Raw genomic sequence first — 15,843 nt, 5'->3', positions numbered from 1 at the left:
ACACCTTGATTAAGGATAAGACAGGCATGCAAGCAATTGCGGCGCTGTCTTTATTTTTTTATCGTACCTTCTATTGGAGTTCTTATGTCTATTGCGTCTACTACCCAAGAGTCTGCCACCATTTTGGACGGCAAAGCACTTGCCAAACAAATAGAACAACAACTACGCGCGCGCGTAGATGCTATCAAGAATAAGACGGGACGTACCCCAAGCTTAGCGACCATATTAGTTGGCGATGACCCAGCGTCTGCGACTTATGTACGCATGAAAGGCAATGCCTGTAAGCGTGTGGGTATGGACTCTATACGGGTTGAGATGCCAAGTGTCACCACTACTGAGCAGCTCATGGCAAAGATAGACGAGCTGAATAGCAATCCAGACGTACATGGTATTTTGCTACAGCATCCTGTCCCTGCACATATCGATGAACGTGCGTGTTTTGAGCAGATCGATTTGGCAAAAGATGTCGATGGCGTGACCTGTCTAGGCTTTGGTCGCATGGCTATGCAGCAATCAGCATACGGTTCATGTACGCCGCAGGGCATCATGCATTTGTTAGAGCATCACAATATTGAGCTTTCAGGCAAAGAAGCAGTGGTCGTCGGTCGTAGTGCTATCTTGGGTAAACCAATGGCGATGATGCTATTGAACGCTAACTGTACCGTGACCATTTGCCATTCTAGAACTCAGGATTTAGCGTCGCATATTAAGCGTGCTGATATCGTGGTTGGCGCTGTAGGTGTGCCAGAATTGATCAAAGCAGAGTGGATCAAAGCGGGCGCGGTCGTCATCGATGCAGGGTTCCATCCTACTGATAATGGCGGCGTGGGTGATATCGAGCTAGCAGGTGTAGAGAACATCGCCAGTGCTTATACGCCAGTACCTGGTGGTGTGGGTCCAATGACCATCAATACCTTGATTCGTCAGACCGTTGATGCCGCTGAAAAGTCGGCAGGTTTATAGTTCGATTAAAAAGAGTGTGATGGGAATACTGATTGCCGACATATAAGGGGCCTGAGGCAATAATAACTCAGGCTAAATCAACCACATTTCAGTTGATAGGACCTAAACATGGCTAAAAAAAACGTAGGTATTCATGAGCGACTACAGAGTATCGGTAGAGAGTTTGTCGATATCTGTCATTACGTTATCTTATTTCTAATCAGTGTGGTGGTCGTTTGGACCGCAGGCAAAGAGTTCGTTGGCATTGTCCAAAAAGGCTCAGCAGATCTAAAAGACATCTTGATGCTATTTATTTATCTTGAGCTACTGGCCATGATAGGTATTTATTTTAAAACCCATCGTCTGCCTGTACAGTTTTTGATATTTATTGCGATAACTGCCTTATCACGTCACTTGGTGGTTGATGTGCAGGCCGTCTCAGATTACTTCCATTTATGGCTGTTGGCGACGATTTCTGTGGCTATTATGGTATTAAGTGCTTCTATCGTCGTGCTGACATGGACGGCGAGGACATTTGGTCGTCCCGAAGACAATCTCGATCAGCAGCATGCAAACCTAACGGTCAAAGCACTGCTACCTGATGACGCGAAAGTACCGGATAGTCATACGAAACATCGCCGCGAGTGACATTTTGACTAGCTGATGTGACACAAAAAAGGGCTACCAACGGGTAGCCCTTTTTTATTGGTTGCTCAAATTTTATATTCCAATTTTAACAATTTAGATATCTTTTGAGAGTGATAACTTAGGCATGGTTATCAATCTTCTAATCATGCTCCTAACCGCTATCCTCTTCCTAAGCGATATTATACAACTAACCATTATATAAGGCAGTACCTTGCAAGCCATTTTCGGCGATAGCACTTTCTAAATAATTATCTTCTACATAAATCGTTTTGGTTGAGCGCATGATATTACCGGCATTGTCTATGGCTTCTAAAAGGATAGTATTGCTACCCGAGGCTAGCAAGATACGATCCTTAAAATAACCTTCAGTATCCACTTCTACAGTGTGTGCTGACTCTTCGTTGAGTGTATAAGTTAGCGATTTAACCCCATTACTGTCTTGTACTTGTCCTGAGACAAATAAGTCTGCAGTCGTACTATAGCCATCCGTAAAGTTACTATCGGTAGTTAATAAAGGTGGAGTCCCATCAATGATAGCGATGGCCATGTCAGAACCATCATCGCTACAAGCTGCAACTACCAAAGCAGTGGCAACGAAAGTCATGGTTCGAATAAGGTGAGATAAGCGCATAAAAAACCTTAATAAGTTCACAGTAGTATCATGTCAAAACATCAGCATAGCGAAGAGTAGAGGCGCAATCACTACATTGAATAGGCATAGCACGTTTGACGCGGCTCATCATATTTTTGAAATTGAGGTTATATCAATCATGAGACAAGCTTAATAATAATATTGCAAATAGGAAATATTATCAATAATTAAATAAAAAGCAGCATCATTAGTGATACTGCCTTTCATTTAACTATTGAAAAACCATTAATAACTTTATTGGTAAATGCGTGCTATAACCATTTGAGTCTCTTGAAGTTATAAAATAAATAGCCACATAACGAACCAATAATGAGCATGATCACAAGGTAAGAATATTGCCAGTGTAGCTCAGGCATAAAGTCAAAATTCATCCCATAGATACCAGCGATGGCCGTCGGTACAGCTAAGATACCTGCCCAAGCTGCAAGCTTACGCACCACCTCATTCTGTCCCATATTGACCATTGCCATATAAGTGTTCATGACCACGCTGAGCATTTCATTAAGCCCGTTGATCGCATCTAACGAGTGTAATAGATGATCATTAACGTCACGAAAGTAGGGCTTGGCCGCTTGAGAAAAGCCAGAGACCAGCTCGCTTTTTTTATGATTGATAAAAAAGCTACAGATGTCTTGTACCGGCAAAATAATGGCACGCATATGTACCAGTTGTGATTTCAGCTCATAAAGGTTTTTTAGCGTGCTCTTGTCAAACTCAGAGGTGAAAACGTAGCGCTCTTGCTCGCGTAGATATCGGCCCAAGCGATCGGTGACTGGCATATAGTTATCAACGATAAAATCGAGGATGGCATGCAGCACAAATATTGGTCCCATACGCAGCTTTTCAGGTCGACGATTACAATGCTCACGGACAGGTGCGTAGGAGTTTGATGGGCCATTGCGAATAGTGATTAGGTAGTTTTTGCCCATAAATATCGCTGTCGTACCATAACGAATAACTTTGTCTTCCAGCTTGGCCGTACGCAATACGACGAAAACCATGTCGTTGTCATAATTCTCGACCTTGGCGCGCTGATGATCAGCGAAAGCATCTTCAATCGCCAGTTCATGCAGACCAAATGCTTCTTTGACTTTGACCATGGTCTCTAGGCTAGGATCGTATAAACCCAGCCAGACAAACTGACCGTTGTTACTCAAAGCACGACTCACATCGTTCAGGGCAACTTTATTAAGTTTTTCGCCCGTCTTACGCGAGTAAGCATAGCAATTGACAACCTCATCCTCACTCGACAAATCAATATCTTCATAGCGCTCAGAATCAGGATCGTAGACCGTCATGGTCTCGATAGTGTCTTCATTCGTTGCGTCAGTATCGCCGTAGATATAACTGCCGTTATTGTCTAAATATAAATGTGAGTCATTCATATCGGCATAAAGACGGCTGATATTGGAGTCGGGTGCAATACGTGCTGTTTTTTGAATCAACGGATCATTATTTTTTTCCATACACCCTCCTTTAATAAGTAGTACCAATCCCAAAAAATACGATTAGCTGTGTCAAACTTGTTTAGTCTACAATGCGTAGTACTTGCACTCGTTTTCCTTGCGACTCTAATTTTTGTGAATGGTATAAAAAAATATATCGATACCGCAACTCATGTCACAACTTATGCCACGCTCTAAAGGGCATAGCGCTTTAACGTCTCAATATCCACTAAGCTCAATAAACTCTCATGACACGCTTCGAGTTTGATTTGCGGTGCAATATCGAAGTCTAGCGCTTCAACCCAGCGTAGGGCACAGATACACCAGTAGTCACCAGGTTTGAGGCCCGCAAAATTATATTCAGGGAGCGGCGTAATAAGGTCATTGCCGCGACTGGCAGAAAAGTTTAAAAACTCGCTGGTCATCTTGACGCAAACAGTATGCTGGCCGACGTCGTGATTGCCAGTATGACAAAAGCCATTGCGATAGTAGCCGGTGATAGGGTCGAAGCAGCAGCTGGCAAGTGCTGTACCTAAAACGTTGGCTTGGTTGATGGCTGGGTTTGGGTGATAATCAGATGACATAAGGCTTCCGAGATAAAAGTATGCGTTAGTGTACCATGAGTCTATACTGAGATCGTTGTTGAAACTCTGCGCAAGATGCTCTTTATTGTATAGAATGATTGTGACGTTTCTGAATCGAACTATTACTTATGTAAGGTATAGATAATCTTCATGGCTTTAGTGTTGATAAGGCGTAATTAGATGGTGATTGTGGCCAATTGTCACTAGGCGAACCTTAACTGCTATGCTAAACTAAAACCGTAAAGCGCCTTGATTATTTATCGCCGTTTATTAGCGCATAAAGATACTCGTCTTATCATTCTAAATAATACTTATTACTCACCCTTTTGCGGTTACCTAGTTTGTTTATAAATAATTGGGTCAATGATGTTGTGCGTTAAAAATAAAAATGCGTGACGTCAATGCAATTGTAAATATAACCTTTAAGTACCGCATCAGTACCGCGTTTTTGGTAAGCGATACGCCAAACAAGGATTTATTGTGTCTGTCAGTCCTGATTTTGCAAAACCTGCCCCGTCAAATACTATCAATCAAGCAGCGACTCAGCATGCCAACGATGCTGCTGCATCTACGCCGTATCTAAGTCATTTTTCTAGCGATGTTGCCAACAGTTGGCTACTGCCTGATGGTGTGGTCGATGTACTGTTTGAAGATGCGCATAAGCAAGAAGTGCTTAGACATCAATTGATCAAGCAGCTCATCTCTCATGGCTATCAGCTGGTCAGCCCACCAATGATTGAGTTTACTGAATCGTTGCTAAGTGGTGCCTCAGAAGATTTAAAGCGTCAAACCTTTAAAATTATCGATCAGTTGACCGGCCGATTGATGGGCTTGCGTGCGGATATCACACCACAGATTTTGCGTATTGATGCGCATCATGGTGGTACGGGTATTGCGCGTTATTGTTATGCAGGCGATGTGATTCATACTTTGCCATCAGGGCTGTTTGGCTCACGTACGCCTTTGCAGCTTGGTGCTGAGATATTTGGTTGTGCCTCACTTGCTGCGGATATTGAGCTGATAGATGTGTTATTCACGATGGTGAATACACTGAATATGAGTGCTGCGCTACATATAGACTTGGGTCACGTCGCCATATTCAAGCGCTTAGCAGAGTTGGCTCAATTGTCTGATCATGACACTGAGCAACTGATGCATTTATATGCCAATAAAAACTTGCCAGAGCTCAAGCGTGTCTGTCAGTCATTGCCATTGGGTGATGATTTCTATGCATTGGCACGCTTTGGCCACGATATTACCAATCTATTGGCGAGGTTGTCAGAGACTGCGCAGCAAGACACGCAAGTTGCAACTGCTATCAATGAATTACAACGTTTAAAAACACATCTGCAAGAGCAGTGGCAGTGCCCTGTGAGTATCGATGTGACGGAATTATCAGGCTATCATTATCACACTGGTATCGTATTCAACGGTTATATCAATAGTGAGACTCAGCCACTGGTACGTGGCGGTCGTTTCGACGGTATGCAAAGCGGCAATCAATTAGCAATCAATCAGCCACGTGAAGCCACCGGCTTTAGTATGGATGTCAGTCGTTTGCTAGCGCACACTCAGCTTGAGGCGCCAATTATCGTATTGGTCGACTATGAAGCATTGAGCAGTGCAAGCCAAGAGCAAATGCAGACGCTGTTGCAGCAAGTTGAGAGTTTACGCCAGCAAGGCTATCGCGTCACCATGCCATTAGATATAGCCGATTGCCCAGTTGGCATGACGCATCGTTTGAGCTTTGTCGATAATCATTGGCAGTTACAGAATATTTAAACGTTTAAGTATTTAAGCATTAATTTTAATAGTATGACCATTTTTTAACGTTTTTAAAATCAAGATAACGAAAGTTATAGTTGATTCAGTTTGAAAGAGAGACAAGGAAACCGAGTGCAGAGGTATATGTCATACTTCAAGCGAGGTTAACGCTGTCGCTCTTTTATATAGGATTGACTATATCACCGTTTTAAACCGTTATTGCACACACCTCAATACATAAAGGTAAGGATTGATCATGGGTAAGAATGTCGTAGTTTTGGGTAGCCAATGGGGCGATGAAGGTAAAGGTAAAATCGTTGATTTACTAACCGAAAAAGCCTCAGCAGTCGCTCGCTTTCAAGGCGGCCATAACGCTGGTCACACGTTAGTTGTCGATGGCAAAACCACCGTCCTGCATTTAATCCCATCAGGTATCTTGCGTGAAGGCGTTACTTGCTTCATCGGTAACGGCGTCGTATTAGCCCCTGACGCATTGCTAAAAGAAATGAAAGAGCTAGAAGACAACAACGTACCTGTACGTGAGCGTCTACGCATTTCACCGAATTGCCCACTAATCATGCCATATCACGTGGCACTTGACCAAGCACGTGAAGCCAAACGTGGTAGCGGTAAAATCGGTACAACGGGTCGTGGTATTGGTCCTGCGTATGAAGATAAAGTTGCACGCCGTGCTATTAAGCTTGCTGATCTATTCCGTGAAGACTTAGAAGAAAAACTACGTAACCTAATCGAATATCACAACTTCCAACTGACTCAGTATTATAAAGTTGAAGCGATTGATTTTGATGAGACGCTTAAGCTTTGCAAAGAGTGGAAAGAAGAGATTAAGGGTATGGTTACTGATGTAACTGAAGACCTAAATCAATTGCGTCTTGCGGGCGAAAACCTAATGTTCGAAGGTGCTCAAGGTACGCTACTTGATATCGATCATGGTACTTATCCGTTTGTGACCAGCTCAAGTGTAACCGCTGGTGGCGTGTCTACTGGTACGGGTATCGGTCCATTATATTTAGACTACGTACTTGGTATCACCAAAGCTTACACCACGCGTGTTGGTAGTGGCCCGTTCCCAACTGAATTATTCGATGATGTTGGTGCGCATTTAGCCAAAGTCGGTCATGAGTTTGGTGCCACCACTGGTCGTGCGCGTCGCTGTGGTTGGTTCGATGCTGAAGCATTACGCCGTGCCGTGGTATTGAACTCTATGTCAGGTATCTGCTTGACTAAGCTTGACGTATTAGATGGTCTTGAAGAGTTGCTAATCGGTGTGGGTTATAACCTACCTGAGACTGAGTGTGCAGGCGCACATGATGCTGAATTCTATGAGTCAGTCACGCCTAAGTACGAAACCATGCAAGGCTGGAATGAGTCAACCGTTGGTGTAACCAACTATGATGACCTACCAGAGAACGCCAAAAAATATATCAAACGTATCGAAGCATTGATTGGTTGCCCAGTTGATATCATCTCAACTGGTCCTGATCGTGAAGAGACTATCGTATTGCGTGACCCATACGACGCATAATTGCAGTAACATCTTTATATTTGTTTCACTATATAATAGCTAGATTGATTGATAAAACCCCAGTGCTCAGCACTGGGGTTTTTGCTTTTGTGAGAATTCATAGCATTATCAACCATTAATACATAATAAATTTACTTTTATGCAAGGTATGGTCATAAATTAGCCCTATCATTTATGGTCTTAATCATTATAATAGGCAGCAATCCTATGTTGGCGCTCAGGTTTTAGATTTGACCAACAATAAGTTAGTTAAGTTTGCCCAAGTCAACATTGTGGCCAAAGATAAAACAAAGCCTTTACCATTTTACTTTTATCCAATTTATCATTTATTAGGAGCTTTTCATGGCTAACGAACGTACTTTATCTATCATCAAACCTGACGCAGTTGCTGGCAACCACATCGGTGCTATCTACAGCCGCTTCGAGCAAGCTGGTCTAAAAATTGTTGCTGCTAAAATGATGCAACTTGATGATGAAAAAGCAGGCGGTTTCTACGCTGAGCACGCTGAACGTCCATTTTACAACGACCTAAAATCTTTCATGATGTCAGGTCCAGTATTGGTATCAGTATTAGAAGGCGAAAACGCTATCGCTCAGCATCGTGAAATCATGGGTGCAACCAACCCAAAAGACGCTGCTGAAGGCACTATCCGTGCAGACTTCGCTAGCAGCATCGACGAAAACGCAGTACATGGTTCAGATTCAGCTGAATCAGCAGCACGTGAAATCAGCTATTTCTTCAATGAAGAAGACGTTTGTGCACGTACGCGCTAATATAGTAAACCAACTATAAACGATGACGGCATTAGACTTGTTTGCTGTAACTGCTATAATTAGCTAGTTACGATTTACACTCGTCTTATTCGTATTGGTTTTATATTTGATTCACTGTATACGACTGACGTAGTAAATTAGCTGTCAATCAGTCGTGTCGCGAGACGGCTTATATCTTATGGGTATAAGCCGTTTTAGCTATTATAATAATTCTATAGTCAAAGAATTATTAAACTGCTACGGCGTTACCCTCCTTAGATGTACGACTTGTACAATCTGCAGTCGGCTGCCTTGTATCCGCTTTAGAGCTCTGTGACCATATTATTCATTGAAATTTTTAATGGCTTGCCTCATTATTAATTTTACGTAGCGTTATCAATCCCTTATCAGCATATTTTTGTCACTTTGAAAAACCGCGCTCATAACGGATTGCTCATGCACTCATATATTATGTATGTATGACAACATCCATATAAACAATTGCACCGCTTATTTAAGTTTATGCAAAAAGGTTATCTATTATGTCCACCATTCAAGCACCCACTCAGCACATTCCTGCCAAGCGCACTGACAGCATCAAAATAGTAGATGAAGCTCAGGCAAAAACCAATTTGCTAGGAATGACCCAAGCCCAACTTGCGGAGTATTTTAAGAGCATTGGTGAAAAGCCTTTTCGCTCAACGCAGGTGGTTAGATGGATATATCAGCAGGGTGTGACAGATTTTGAGCAAATGACCAATCTGAGTAAATCATTGCGTGATAAATTGTCACTCAACGCTTGTGTTATTCCGCCAAAAGTGATTCATCGTCAATATAGTGATGATGGCACGCGTAAATGGGTATTTGAAGTCACGGGCGGCTCATTGGTTGAGACCGTTCTTATTCCTGCAGATGACAGCAAATTGAATGGCCGTAAGACATTATGTGTGTCTTCGCAAGTGGGCTGTGCGCTGGACTGTAGTTTTTGTAGTACTGGCAAGCAAGGGTTTGAGCGTGACTTAACTGCGGCTGAGATTATCGGTCAGTTGTGGGTGGCCAATGCCTCATATATGACTGACGAAAATGACAGCTTAGAAAACGTCGATCATAGCCTATGGGAAAATAATGTCACCAACGTCGTGATGATGGGCATGGGCGAACCGCTATTGAATTATAAACCAGTGGTTGGCTCAATGGAGCTGATGCTCAGCGATCATGCTTATGGGTTGTCAAAGCGTCGCGTCACATTATCGACTTCGGGCGTCGTGCCAAAAATGTATCAGCTCGCGCAAGATATCGATGTGGCGTTGGCTATTTCATTACATGCACCCAATGATGAGCTACGTAATGAGCTAGTGCCAATTAACAAGAAATATCCGCTAGAAGAGCTGATCGCTGCGGCAAAAAACTATGTTTTTGATGTCAATCCACGTCACAAAAAACACGTCACAATTGAGTATGTGATGCTTGATGGCGTCAATGACAGCAACGAGCATGCTCACCAGTTGGTGACATTACTAGAAGGGTTACCAAGTAAAATTAACTTGATTCCGTTCAATCCGTTCCCGCATGCAAATTATGATAAATCAAGCAACAATCGCATTCACGCCTTTAGCAATATACTGAGCGAGGCAGGTTTTGTTTGTACCATTCGTCAAACCCGTGGTGATGACATTGATGCTGCTTGTGGCCAATTGGTTGGGCAAGTGGCGGATCGTACTAGACGCTCAGCCGCATGGCAGCAAAGTATCAAAGACCGTGAAAACGTTTAGTAGGGTCTTAAACGCATAAGTTTAGTATTTAACGGTCTTAGGGCGTGTCATCAATTAATACATTTAGTGGCCTTAAAATGGCTAAATTTTGCTAAATATCGTTAGAAACTTTGTCAATCTGTTCATATTAACGGCAATTTCTTCCTTGTTTATCTACCATTTTTCTCATTTTAAGCCTCACAATCTAATTGATGTCACACCCTAGAAGATAAGCTGTCTTTTATCTGTCGCAATGGTAATAAAAATGTAGCAATAACAATCAGTATCGATGAGTACAGCAATTAATCACAACTAAATTGTACTTATGGGGGTTAAATCTATTAAACTGATGTTTCTTTGATCGAACGCATTGAATCACAGTTTTATGATGGCGGCTATGATGACTTCTAAAAATTCTTGTCAGTTCAAATATCAAACATTATTTTCTAAAGATGGTAAGCAGTTGATGACAGCAACTTCCCAGATGACGATGTCGAAGCATATGATGCTGGCAACGGCGTTTGCGGGGGTTATGCTGACTGGTTGCCAAAGCACATCGACCAATGAGTTGATTAACAATACGGCTTATCAGACATCCACACGGTCCAGTGATAACCGCAAATCGGATCAACAAGAAGTCGCTCGTGTGCGCACCTCACTTGCTGCACAATACATTCGCGAAAAAGACCTCGATACTGCCCAACGCCAACTCGAAAAAGCCTTTATTGCTGATAGCCGTTACGCGCCAGCCTATGATATGATGGGCGTTTTGCTGCAGCAAGAGGGCAGTCCGCGCAATCTCGAAAAAGCTGATGAGTATTTCAAAAAAGCGATCTCACTCGATAAAGATTTTGAGCAAGCAAATAATAACTACGGCGTATATCTGTCACAGATGAAGCGTTATAGTGAAGCGGCTGAGCAGTTTCAGATTGCAGGTTCAGCATTGGGTTACGAAGGGCGTATTGGTGCGTTAGAGAACTTAGGACGTACTTATTTACAGCTCGGCGATCGCAGTGCGGCTTCCAAAGCATTTTTACGTGCGCTTGATGGCAATCGTAATAGTATTATTGCCCATATCGAATTGGTAGATTTGCTGCTTGAGCAACAGCGTGTTCCACAGGCTCAAAGGCTTTATGATGAAACATTGGTGATAGTACAAAGACAGGGTGTTAGCCCGCGCGTACTATTACAAGGTATCAAACTTGCTGCTGCGCAAAACAATATACCGACACGTCAAAGATTAGCACAGCAACTTTTATCCGCTTATCCATTAAGTGATGAAGCAAAAAAACTTAAGACTTGGCTTAACAATCCAGAGGCACCATGGAAATGACCACCCCATCATTAAACACTCAATCTAACGCTCAGGGATCATTTGGTGCCATGTTGCAGCAAGCCCGAAAATCTAAGCAAGTCAGTTTAGAAGAGGCGGCCGCCGAGTTATTTATTTTAAAGCGTCATTTACAAGCGCTAGAAAATGAGAATTTTGCTGATTTACCACAAGCAACGTTTGCTCGTGGTTTTGCAATAAACTATGCCAAATTTTTGGGATTGGATGCAACCAAAGTCGCTAGCAGTTTTGATGCGGCTTATCCCAGTGAGCTTAAAGCTAAATCAGTTAATAATACCAATACACCATTGCGTCCAATGGGTACGCTGCAGCGCGATACTCGCAACCGTATTCGCTTTAACCCATTACTGATTTTGGCGGTCATTGGTGTTATTGTTTTGGCAATTTTCTTATTCCGTATGGTAAGCAACGCCAGCAAAGAAAACAATGCAGAACCAGTACCTACAGTAGACGACGTATCTGAGATAGAACAAGCCCAAGGTGCTGCGATTGATAGCTCGACTGGCGTTGGTGCGTCTGGCTCTGCATTAAACTTAGGTGGCGCTGAAGTAGGTCCGGCTGCGTTAGCAGTCAAACTGACTGACACAGCGGTCATAAGTATCATTGATGCCTCTGGTAGCACTTTAATAGATGGTTCGCAAACATCAGGTGATTATCAATTGTCAGGCACGCCGCCATTTAGTGTGAAAATCGATGACGTCGATAATGTTAGCTTAATGCTAAACCAAGAAGCAGTTGCATTGGATACTTATGCAGCAACTGATAAGCAAGCCAGTTTTGAGCTAGCACCTTAATTGTCAAAACTAACAGCTGTTTAAAGCCAATAGCTGTTCATAGTTATTATAAACATGTGTCTTCTATATTTTTTTGCTCTAATGAAAGGGTTTGTCTATGTCAACGTCAGCGCCTATTAACCGTCGCCTTACCAAAAAAATATATGTCGGTGATGTCGCGATTGGTGGTGATGCGCCGATCAGTGTGCAAAGTATGACAAACACTGATACTTGTGATGTGGCAGCGACGGTCGCGCAGATCGAACGCTGTGTTGAAGCAGGCGCTGACTTGATGCGTGTCTCAACGCCCACGATGGATACCGTCAAAGCGTTTGGTGAAATTCGTAAATTGGTCAGTGTCCCATTGATTGCCGACGTGCATTTTGATCATAAGATTGCATTGGCAGTGGCCGAAGCAGGCGCGGACTGTCTACGTATCAACCCAGGTAATATCGGCAGCGATGCCAAAGTACGTGAAGTCGTCGCTTGTGCCAAACATTATAATATTCCTATTCGCATTGGTGTGAATGCTGGCTCTTTAGAAAAAGATATTCAGCGTAAATATACTGAGCCCACTGGCGCTGCGATGCTCGAATCTGCGATGCGTCATATTGATATATTAGAGCGTCTCAATTTTGATCAATATAAAGTATCGGTCAAAGCCAGTAATGTGTTTTTGACATTGGATGCTTATCGTCTTATATCGGCTCAGATCGACAATCCATTACATTTGGGCGTGACCGAAGCTGGCGTCTATCGTACTGGTGCCGTGAAGTCTGCAATTGCGTTAGGTGGTTTACTGTTAGATGGTATCGGTGACACCATTCGTATCTCTCTAGCAGCAGAGCCTGAAGAAGAAATTAAAATCGGTTTTGATATTTTAAAATCGTTAAGTATTCGTTCTAATGGTGTCAACTTTATCGCTTGTCCAAGTTGCTCACGCCAAGAGTTTGACGTGATTAGAGTGATGACTGCATTAGAGTCACGCTTAGAAGATGTCCGCGAACCGATGAATTTGTCAGTGATTGGCTGTAAAGTGAATGGCCCAGGTGAGGCGAAGGAATCTGATATAGGTATCGTTGGCGCTGCACGTAAGTCACTAGTCTATCGTATGGGTGAAAAAAGCCATCTTATTGATACCAATAACTTGGTTGATGAAATAGAAAGTATGGTACGCGCTCACGCCGAAGATTTGGCCAAAAAACGTGAGAATGAGATCATTCGAGTAAAATAACACGCCACTGTTAGTAAAAAAATTATAGATATACTTGTTAAAAATTTTAAGGATACGACCGTACCATGATTAAAGCTATCAAAGGGTTCAATGATATTTTGCCTGACCAGTCCGCAAAATGGTTACATTTAGAGGCAATACTGGCTGACGTTTTGGGCAGATACGGCTATGAGCATATTCGTTTGCCAATCGTTGAGCAAACCGATTTATTTGCACGTGCTATCGGTGGCGCAACAGACATCGTCGAAAAAGAGATGTATAGCTTTACTGATAAATCTGATCCACCAACGCCATTGGCATTACGTCCTGAAGGTACCGCTGGTGCAGTACGTGCAGTGATTGAGCACAACCTACTGCGCGGTGATACACCCAAATTATGGTATATCGGTCCGATGTTCCGCTATGAGCGTCCACAAAAAGGTCGTTATCGTCAATTCCATCAGTTGGGTGTCGAAAGCTTCGGTAGCGCATTGCCAGATGCTGATGCGGAACTGATTGCGATGACCCATTTAATGTGGCAAGAGTTGGGTCTAAAAAACGAGATGCATTTGCAGCTGAATAGTCTAGGAGAGCTAGATGAGCGTTACGCTTATCGCGAAGCACTCGTGGCTTATTTGACGGATAAAAAAGATCAGCTTGATGAAGACAGCAAGCGCCGCTTGACGACCAATCCGCTACGCATTCTAGATAGCAAAGAAGCGAGCACCCAAGCCGTATTGGCAGACGCGCCAAAGCTGGCTGAGTTTTTGGGTGCAGAAAGCATGGCGCATTTCGAGCAAGTACAGGCGTATCTGACGACACTCGGTATCAAATTCGAGATTAATCCGCATCTGGTACGTGGACTGGACTATTACAACAAAACTGTTTTTGAATGGGTGACAGACAAGCTTGGTAGTCAGGCTACTGTGTGTGCTGGCGGCCGTTATGATGGTTTGATTGGACAACTAAAATCCATCGGTACCGATGCCAATAAGCCAGTAAAATCTGAGCCTGGTGTAGGCTTTGCGATGGGTCTTGAGCGTTTATTGTTATTGATGGAAGCAGTAGCACCGATTGCTGATATACCTGCTTGTGATGTATTCGTAGTTGCTCATCCAGAGGTCTATAGTGCTGGTATTGGCTATGCACAAAACTTGCGTTACAGTCGTCCAGATGTACGGGTCAAAATGGCAAGTGCAACCAGTCTAAAAGCGCAAATGAAAAAAGCGGATAAGTCAGGTGCTGCATTGACGGTTATTATTGCTCAGCAAGAATTGGACGATAATACCATTAGTGTGAAAGATATGCAGACGGGTGAACAACAGACGGTTGCGACAGATTGGTTGTCGAATAAAGACAATTTTTCTCGTAACTGATCGGTTTCGGTTTCCTTAGTTTTAGCATCAGCAACTTAATATAAATTTATCAGGTAAATAGATATGGCTCTGACACCCAATTCGCCGAATGCAGACAACTCAATGCAAGCGTTAAAGCAATATGGCAGCTACATTGTCACTGCGATTTTATTGGCATTGGCAGCCTATTTTGGTTGGACGTACTGGCAGGATAATCATGCACGGGTAGATACTGTAGCTGCTGATAGTTATGCCGATATTCAGCGGTTGAATGAAGAAGTCAGTCTGTCCTCACAAAACCCTGATTTAGAAGCAGAGGCACAAGCAGCGCTCGAACAGAGCCGTACACAACTAAGTAGCGATATTGATACGTTGGTGAGTACGCATGGTGAGTCAGTCTACGCATGGCAAGCATTGATGATTAAAGCTCGTCATGAAGTTGATAACGACGATTTCGCTGCTGCTACAGAGACTTTTAAAAAAGCATTGGCAATCGACTTGGGTGATGCAGGCTTAGAGGCTATTACTCGTTTGCGTTATGCGAAGACGTTGTTGGCGACAGGTGATACAGATGCTGCATTGGCAGAAGCTAAAAAGGACATGCCAAGCTCTTTTGAAGCCAGTCAGCAAGAACTACTAGGTGATATCTACTTAGCACAAGACAATAAAGAATCAGCAGTTAAATCGTATAACAATGCTTGGGAGCTGTTACGTAGCCGTCAGGAAACGCGTGCAGTATTGGCGTTAAAGATGGAAAGTTTGGGTACGGTACCTGAGCCTATTGAAGACCAAGCCAGTCTTATTCAAGAGTCAAATGCTGCTGTTCAATTACCAGTGGCGGCTGACTCTGCAGAAGCTCCTACTGCTGAGGTTACGCAATAGTCGTATCGTCGTAAATATTATTGACTAATAATGGCACTTGTATTCTACTTAGCACTTGATAATAGCTAACTGATGGTTAGTACCTAACCAACTAACTAACATTGTTCCATATACCAGTTCCATATACTAAATGGCGCAGTAAATCAGCAGCACATTACGACACAGGGCGCTGATTTGACGTGCT

14 protein-coding genes are annotated in these 15,843 nt (G+C 43.1%); 11 read left to right on the top strand and 3 right to left on the bottom strand.

All coding sequences use genetic code 11. From position 1 onward, the window contains the following. Nucleotides 1-84 precede the first annotated feature (84 nt). The gene (gene folD / locus JMW61_RS00650; RefSeq protein ID WP_201548523.1) at nt 85-963 is read left to right on the top strand and encodes a bifunctional methylenetetrahydrofolate dehydrogenase/methenyltetrahydrofolate cyclohydrolase FolD; all 879 of its coding nucleotides are present in this window, start codon (nt 85-87) and stop codon (nt 961-963) included. Nucleotides 964-1,071: 108 nt separating this feature from the next. Beyond that, on the top strand, nt 1,072-1,590 hold the full coding sequence (locus JMW61_RS00645) for a phosphate-starvation-inducible protein PsiE (protein WP_110922311.1): 519 nt from the start codon (nt 1,072-1,074) through the stop codon (nt 1,588-1,590). 187 nt (nt 1,591-1,777) lie between these two features. Here the strand turns inward: JMW61_RS00645 and JMW61_RS00640 are convergent, their stop codons facing one another. From JMW61_RS00640 to JMW61_RS00630, 3 genes are all read right to left on the bottom strand, one after another. After that, entirely contained in the window at nt 1,778-2,221 is a 444-nt protein-coding gene (locus JMW61_RS00640) for a hypothetical protein (protein WP_201548521.1), read from the bottom strand. A gap of 272 nt (nt 2,222-2,493) precedes the next feature. After that, complete coding sequence (corA, locus tag JMW61_RS00635; protein WP_201548519.1) at nt 2,494-3,708, bottom strand: magnesium/cobalt transporter CorA; 1,215 nt, start codon at nt 3,706-3,708, stop codon at nt 2,494-2,496. A 173-nt stretch (nt 3,709-3,881) separates the two neighbouring features. After that, nucleotides 3,882-4,271 (bottom strand): DUF2237 family protein, encoded by a 390-nt coding sequence (locus JMW61_RS00630; protein ID WP_197100680.1) that lies wholly within the window; start codon nt 4,269-4,271, stop codon nt 3,882-3,884. 480 nt (nt 4,272-4,751) lie between these two features. Between JMW61_RS00630 and JMW61_RS00625 the strand changes: the two genes are divergently transcribed. The 9 genes from JMW61_RS00625 (at nt 4,752) to JMW61_RS00585 (ending at nt 15,659) form a co-directional block, all read left to right on the top strand. Further along, complete coding sequence (locus JMW61_RS00625; RefSeq protein WP_201548517.1) at nt 4,752-6,053, top strand: ATP phosphoribosyltransferase regulatory subunit; 1,302 nt, start codon at nt 4,752-4,754, stop codon at nt 6,051-6,053. 238 nt (nt 6,054-6,291) lie between these two features. After that, nucleotides 6,292-7,581, top strand: a complete 1,290-nt coding sequence (locus JMW61_RS00620; RefSeq protein WP_201548515.1) for an adenylosuccinate synthase — start codon at nt 6,292-6,294, stop codon at nt 7,579-7,581. A gap of 342 nt (nt 7,582-7,923) precedes the next feature. Further along, a complete protein-coding gene (gene ndk, locus JMW61_RS00615) occupies nt 7,924-8,355 on the top strand; it encodes a nucleoside-diphosphate kinase (RefSeq protein ID WP_201548513.1) in 432 nt (143 codons plus the stop codon). Between the two features lie 518 nt (nt 8,356-8,873). Next, a complete protein-coding gene (rlmN, locus tag JMW61_RS00610; protein ID WP_406947817.1) occupies nt 8,874-10,106 on the top strand; it encodes a 23S rRNA (adenine(2503)-C(2))-methyltransferase RlmN in 1,233 nt (410 codons plus the stop codon). Between the two features lie 376 nt (nt 10,107-10,482). Then, entirely contained in the window at nt 10,483-11,418 is a 936-nt protein-coding gene (gene pilW / locus JMW61_RS00605; RefSeq protein ID WP_227687327.1) for a type IV pilus biogenesis/stability protein PilW, read from the top strand. Beyond that, complete coding sequence (locus JMW61_RS00600) at nt 11,415-12,230, top strand: helix-turn-helix domain-containing protein (protein WP_201548506.1); 816 nt, start codon at nt 11,415-11,417, stop codon at nt 12,228-12,230. The genes pilW and JMW61_RS00600 overlap by 4 nt, the downstream gene beginning before the upstream one ends. A 97-nt stretch (nt 12,231-12,327) precedes the next feature. Continuing rightward, nucleotides 12,328-13,443, top strand: coding sequence for a flavodoxin-dependent (E)-4-hydroxy-3-methylbut-2-enyl-diphosphate synthase (gene ispG / locus JMW61_RS00595; protein ID WP_201548504.1), 1,116 nt, complete (start codon nt 12,328-12,330; stop codon nt 13,441-13,443). Nucleotides 13,444-13,508: 65 nt separating this feature from the next. Then, nucleotides 13,509-14,798, top strand: a complete 1,290-nt coding sequence (hisS, locus tag JMW61_RS00590) for a histidine--tRNA ligase (protein WP_201548502.1) — start codon at nt 13,509-13,511, stop codon at nt 14,796-14,798. A 63-nt stretch (nt 14,799-14,861) separates the two neighbouring features. Further along, on the top strand, nt 14,862-15,659 hold the full coding sequence (locus JMW61_RS00585) for a YfgM family protein (protein WP_201548500.1): 798 nt from the start codon (nt 14,862-14,864) through the stop codon (nt 15,657-15,659). Nucleotides 15,660-15,843 lie beyond the last annotated feature (184 nt).

The sequence above is a fragment of the Psychrobacter fjordensis genome (assembly GCF_904845995.1).
Classification (GTDB): domain Bacteria; phylum Pseudomonadota; class Gammaproteobacteria; order Pseudomonadales; family Moraxellaceae; genus Psychrobacter; species Psychrobacter fjordensis.
Note: the sequence above shows the minus strand (reverse complement) of the source record. Positions and strands in the feature narration are given on the sequence as shown.

What these genes read in the sequence shown, in the direction of transcription:
- JMW61_RS00600 (WP_201548506.1), top strand. Translation starts at nt 11,415, where the DNA reads ATGACCACCCCATCATTAAACACTCAATCTAACGCTCAGGGATCATTT.
- ispG (WP_201548504.1), top strand. Translation starts at nt 12,328, where the DNA reads ATGTCAACGTCAGCGCCTATTAACCGTCGCCTTACCAAAAAAATATAT.
- JMW61_RS00630 (WP_197100680.1), bottom strand. Translation starts at nt 4,271, where the DNA reads ATGTCATCTGATTATCACCCAAACCCAGCCATCAACCAAGCCAACGTT.
- folD (WP_201548523.1), top strand. Translation starts at nt 85, where the DNA reads ATGTCTATTGCGTCTACTACCCAAGAGTCTGCCACCATTTTGGACGGC.
- JMW61_RS00620 (WP_201548515.1), top strand. Translation starts at nt 6,292, where the DNA reads ATGGGTAAGAATGTCGTAGTTTTGGGTAGCCAATGGGGCGATGAAGGT.
- ndk (WP_201548513.1), top strand. Translation starts at nt 7,924, where the DNA reads ATGGCTAACGAACGTACTTTATCTATCATCAAACCTGACGCAGTTGCT.
- corA (WP_201548519.1), bottom strand. Translation starts at nt 3,708, where the DNA reads ATGGAAAAAAATAATGATCCGTTGATTCAAAAAACAGCACGTATTGCA.
- JMW61_RS00640 (WP_201548521.1), bottom strand. Translation starts at nt 2,221, where the DNA reads ATGCGCTTATCTCACCTTATTCGAACCATGACTTTCGTTGCCACTGCT.
- JMW61_RS00585 (WP_201548500.1), top strand. Translation starts at nt 14,862, where the DNA reads ATGGCTCTGACACCCAATTCGCCGAATGCAGACAACTCAATGCAAGCG.
- hisS (WP_201548502.1), top strand. Translation starts at nt 13,509, where the DNA reads ATGATTAAAGCTATCAAAGGGTTCAATGATATTTTGCCTGACCAGTCC.
- pilW (WP_227687327.1), top strand. Translation starts at nt 10,483, where the DNA reads ATGATGACTTCTAAAAATTCTTGTCAGTTCAAATATCAAACATTATTT.
- JMW61_RS00645 (WP_110922311.1), top strand. Translation starts at nt 1,072, where the DNA reads ATGGCTAAAAAAAACGTAGGTATTCATGAGCGACTACAGAGTATCGGT.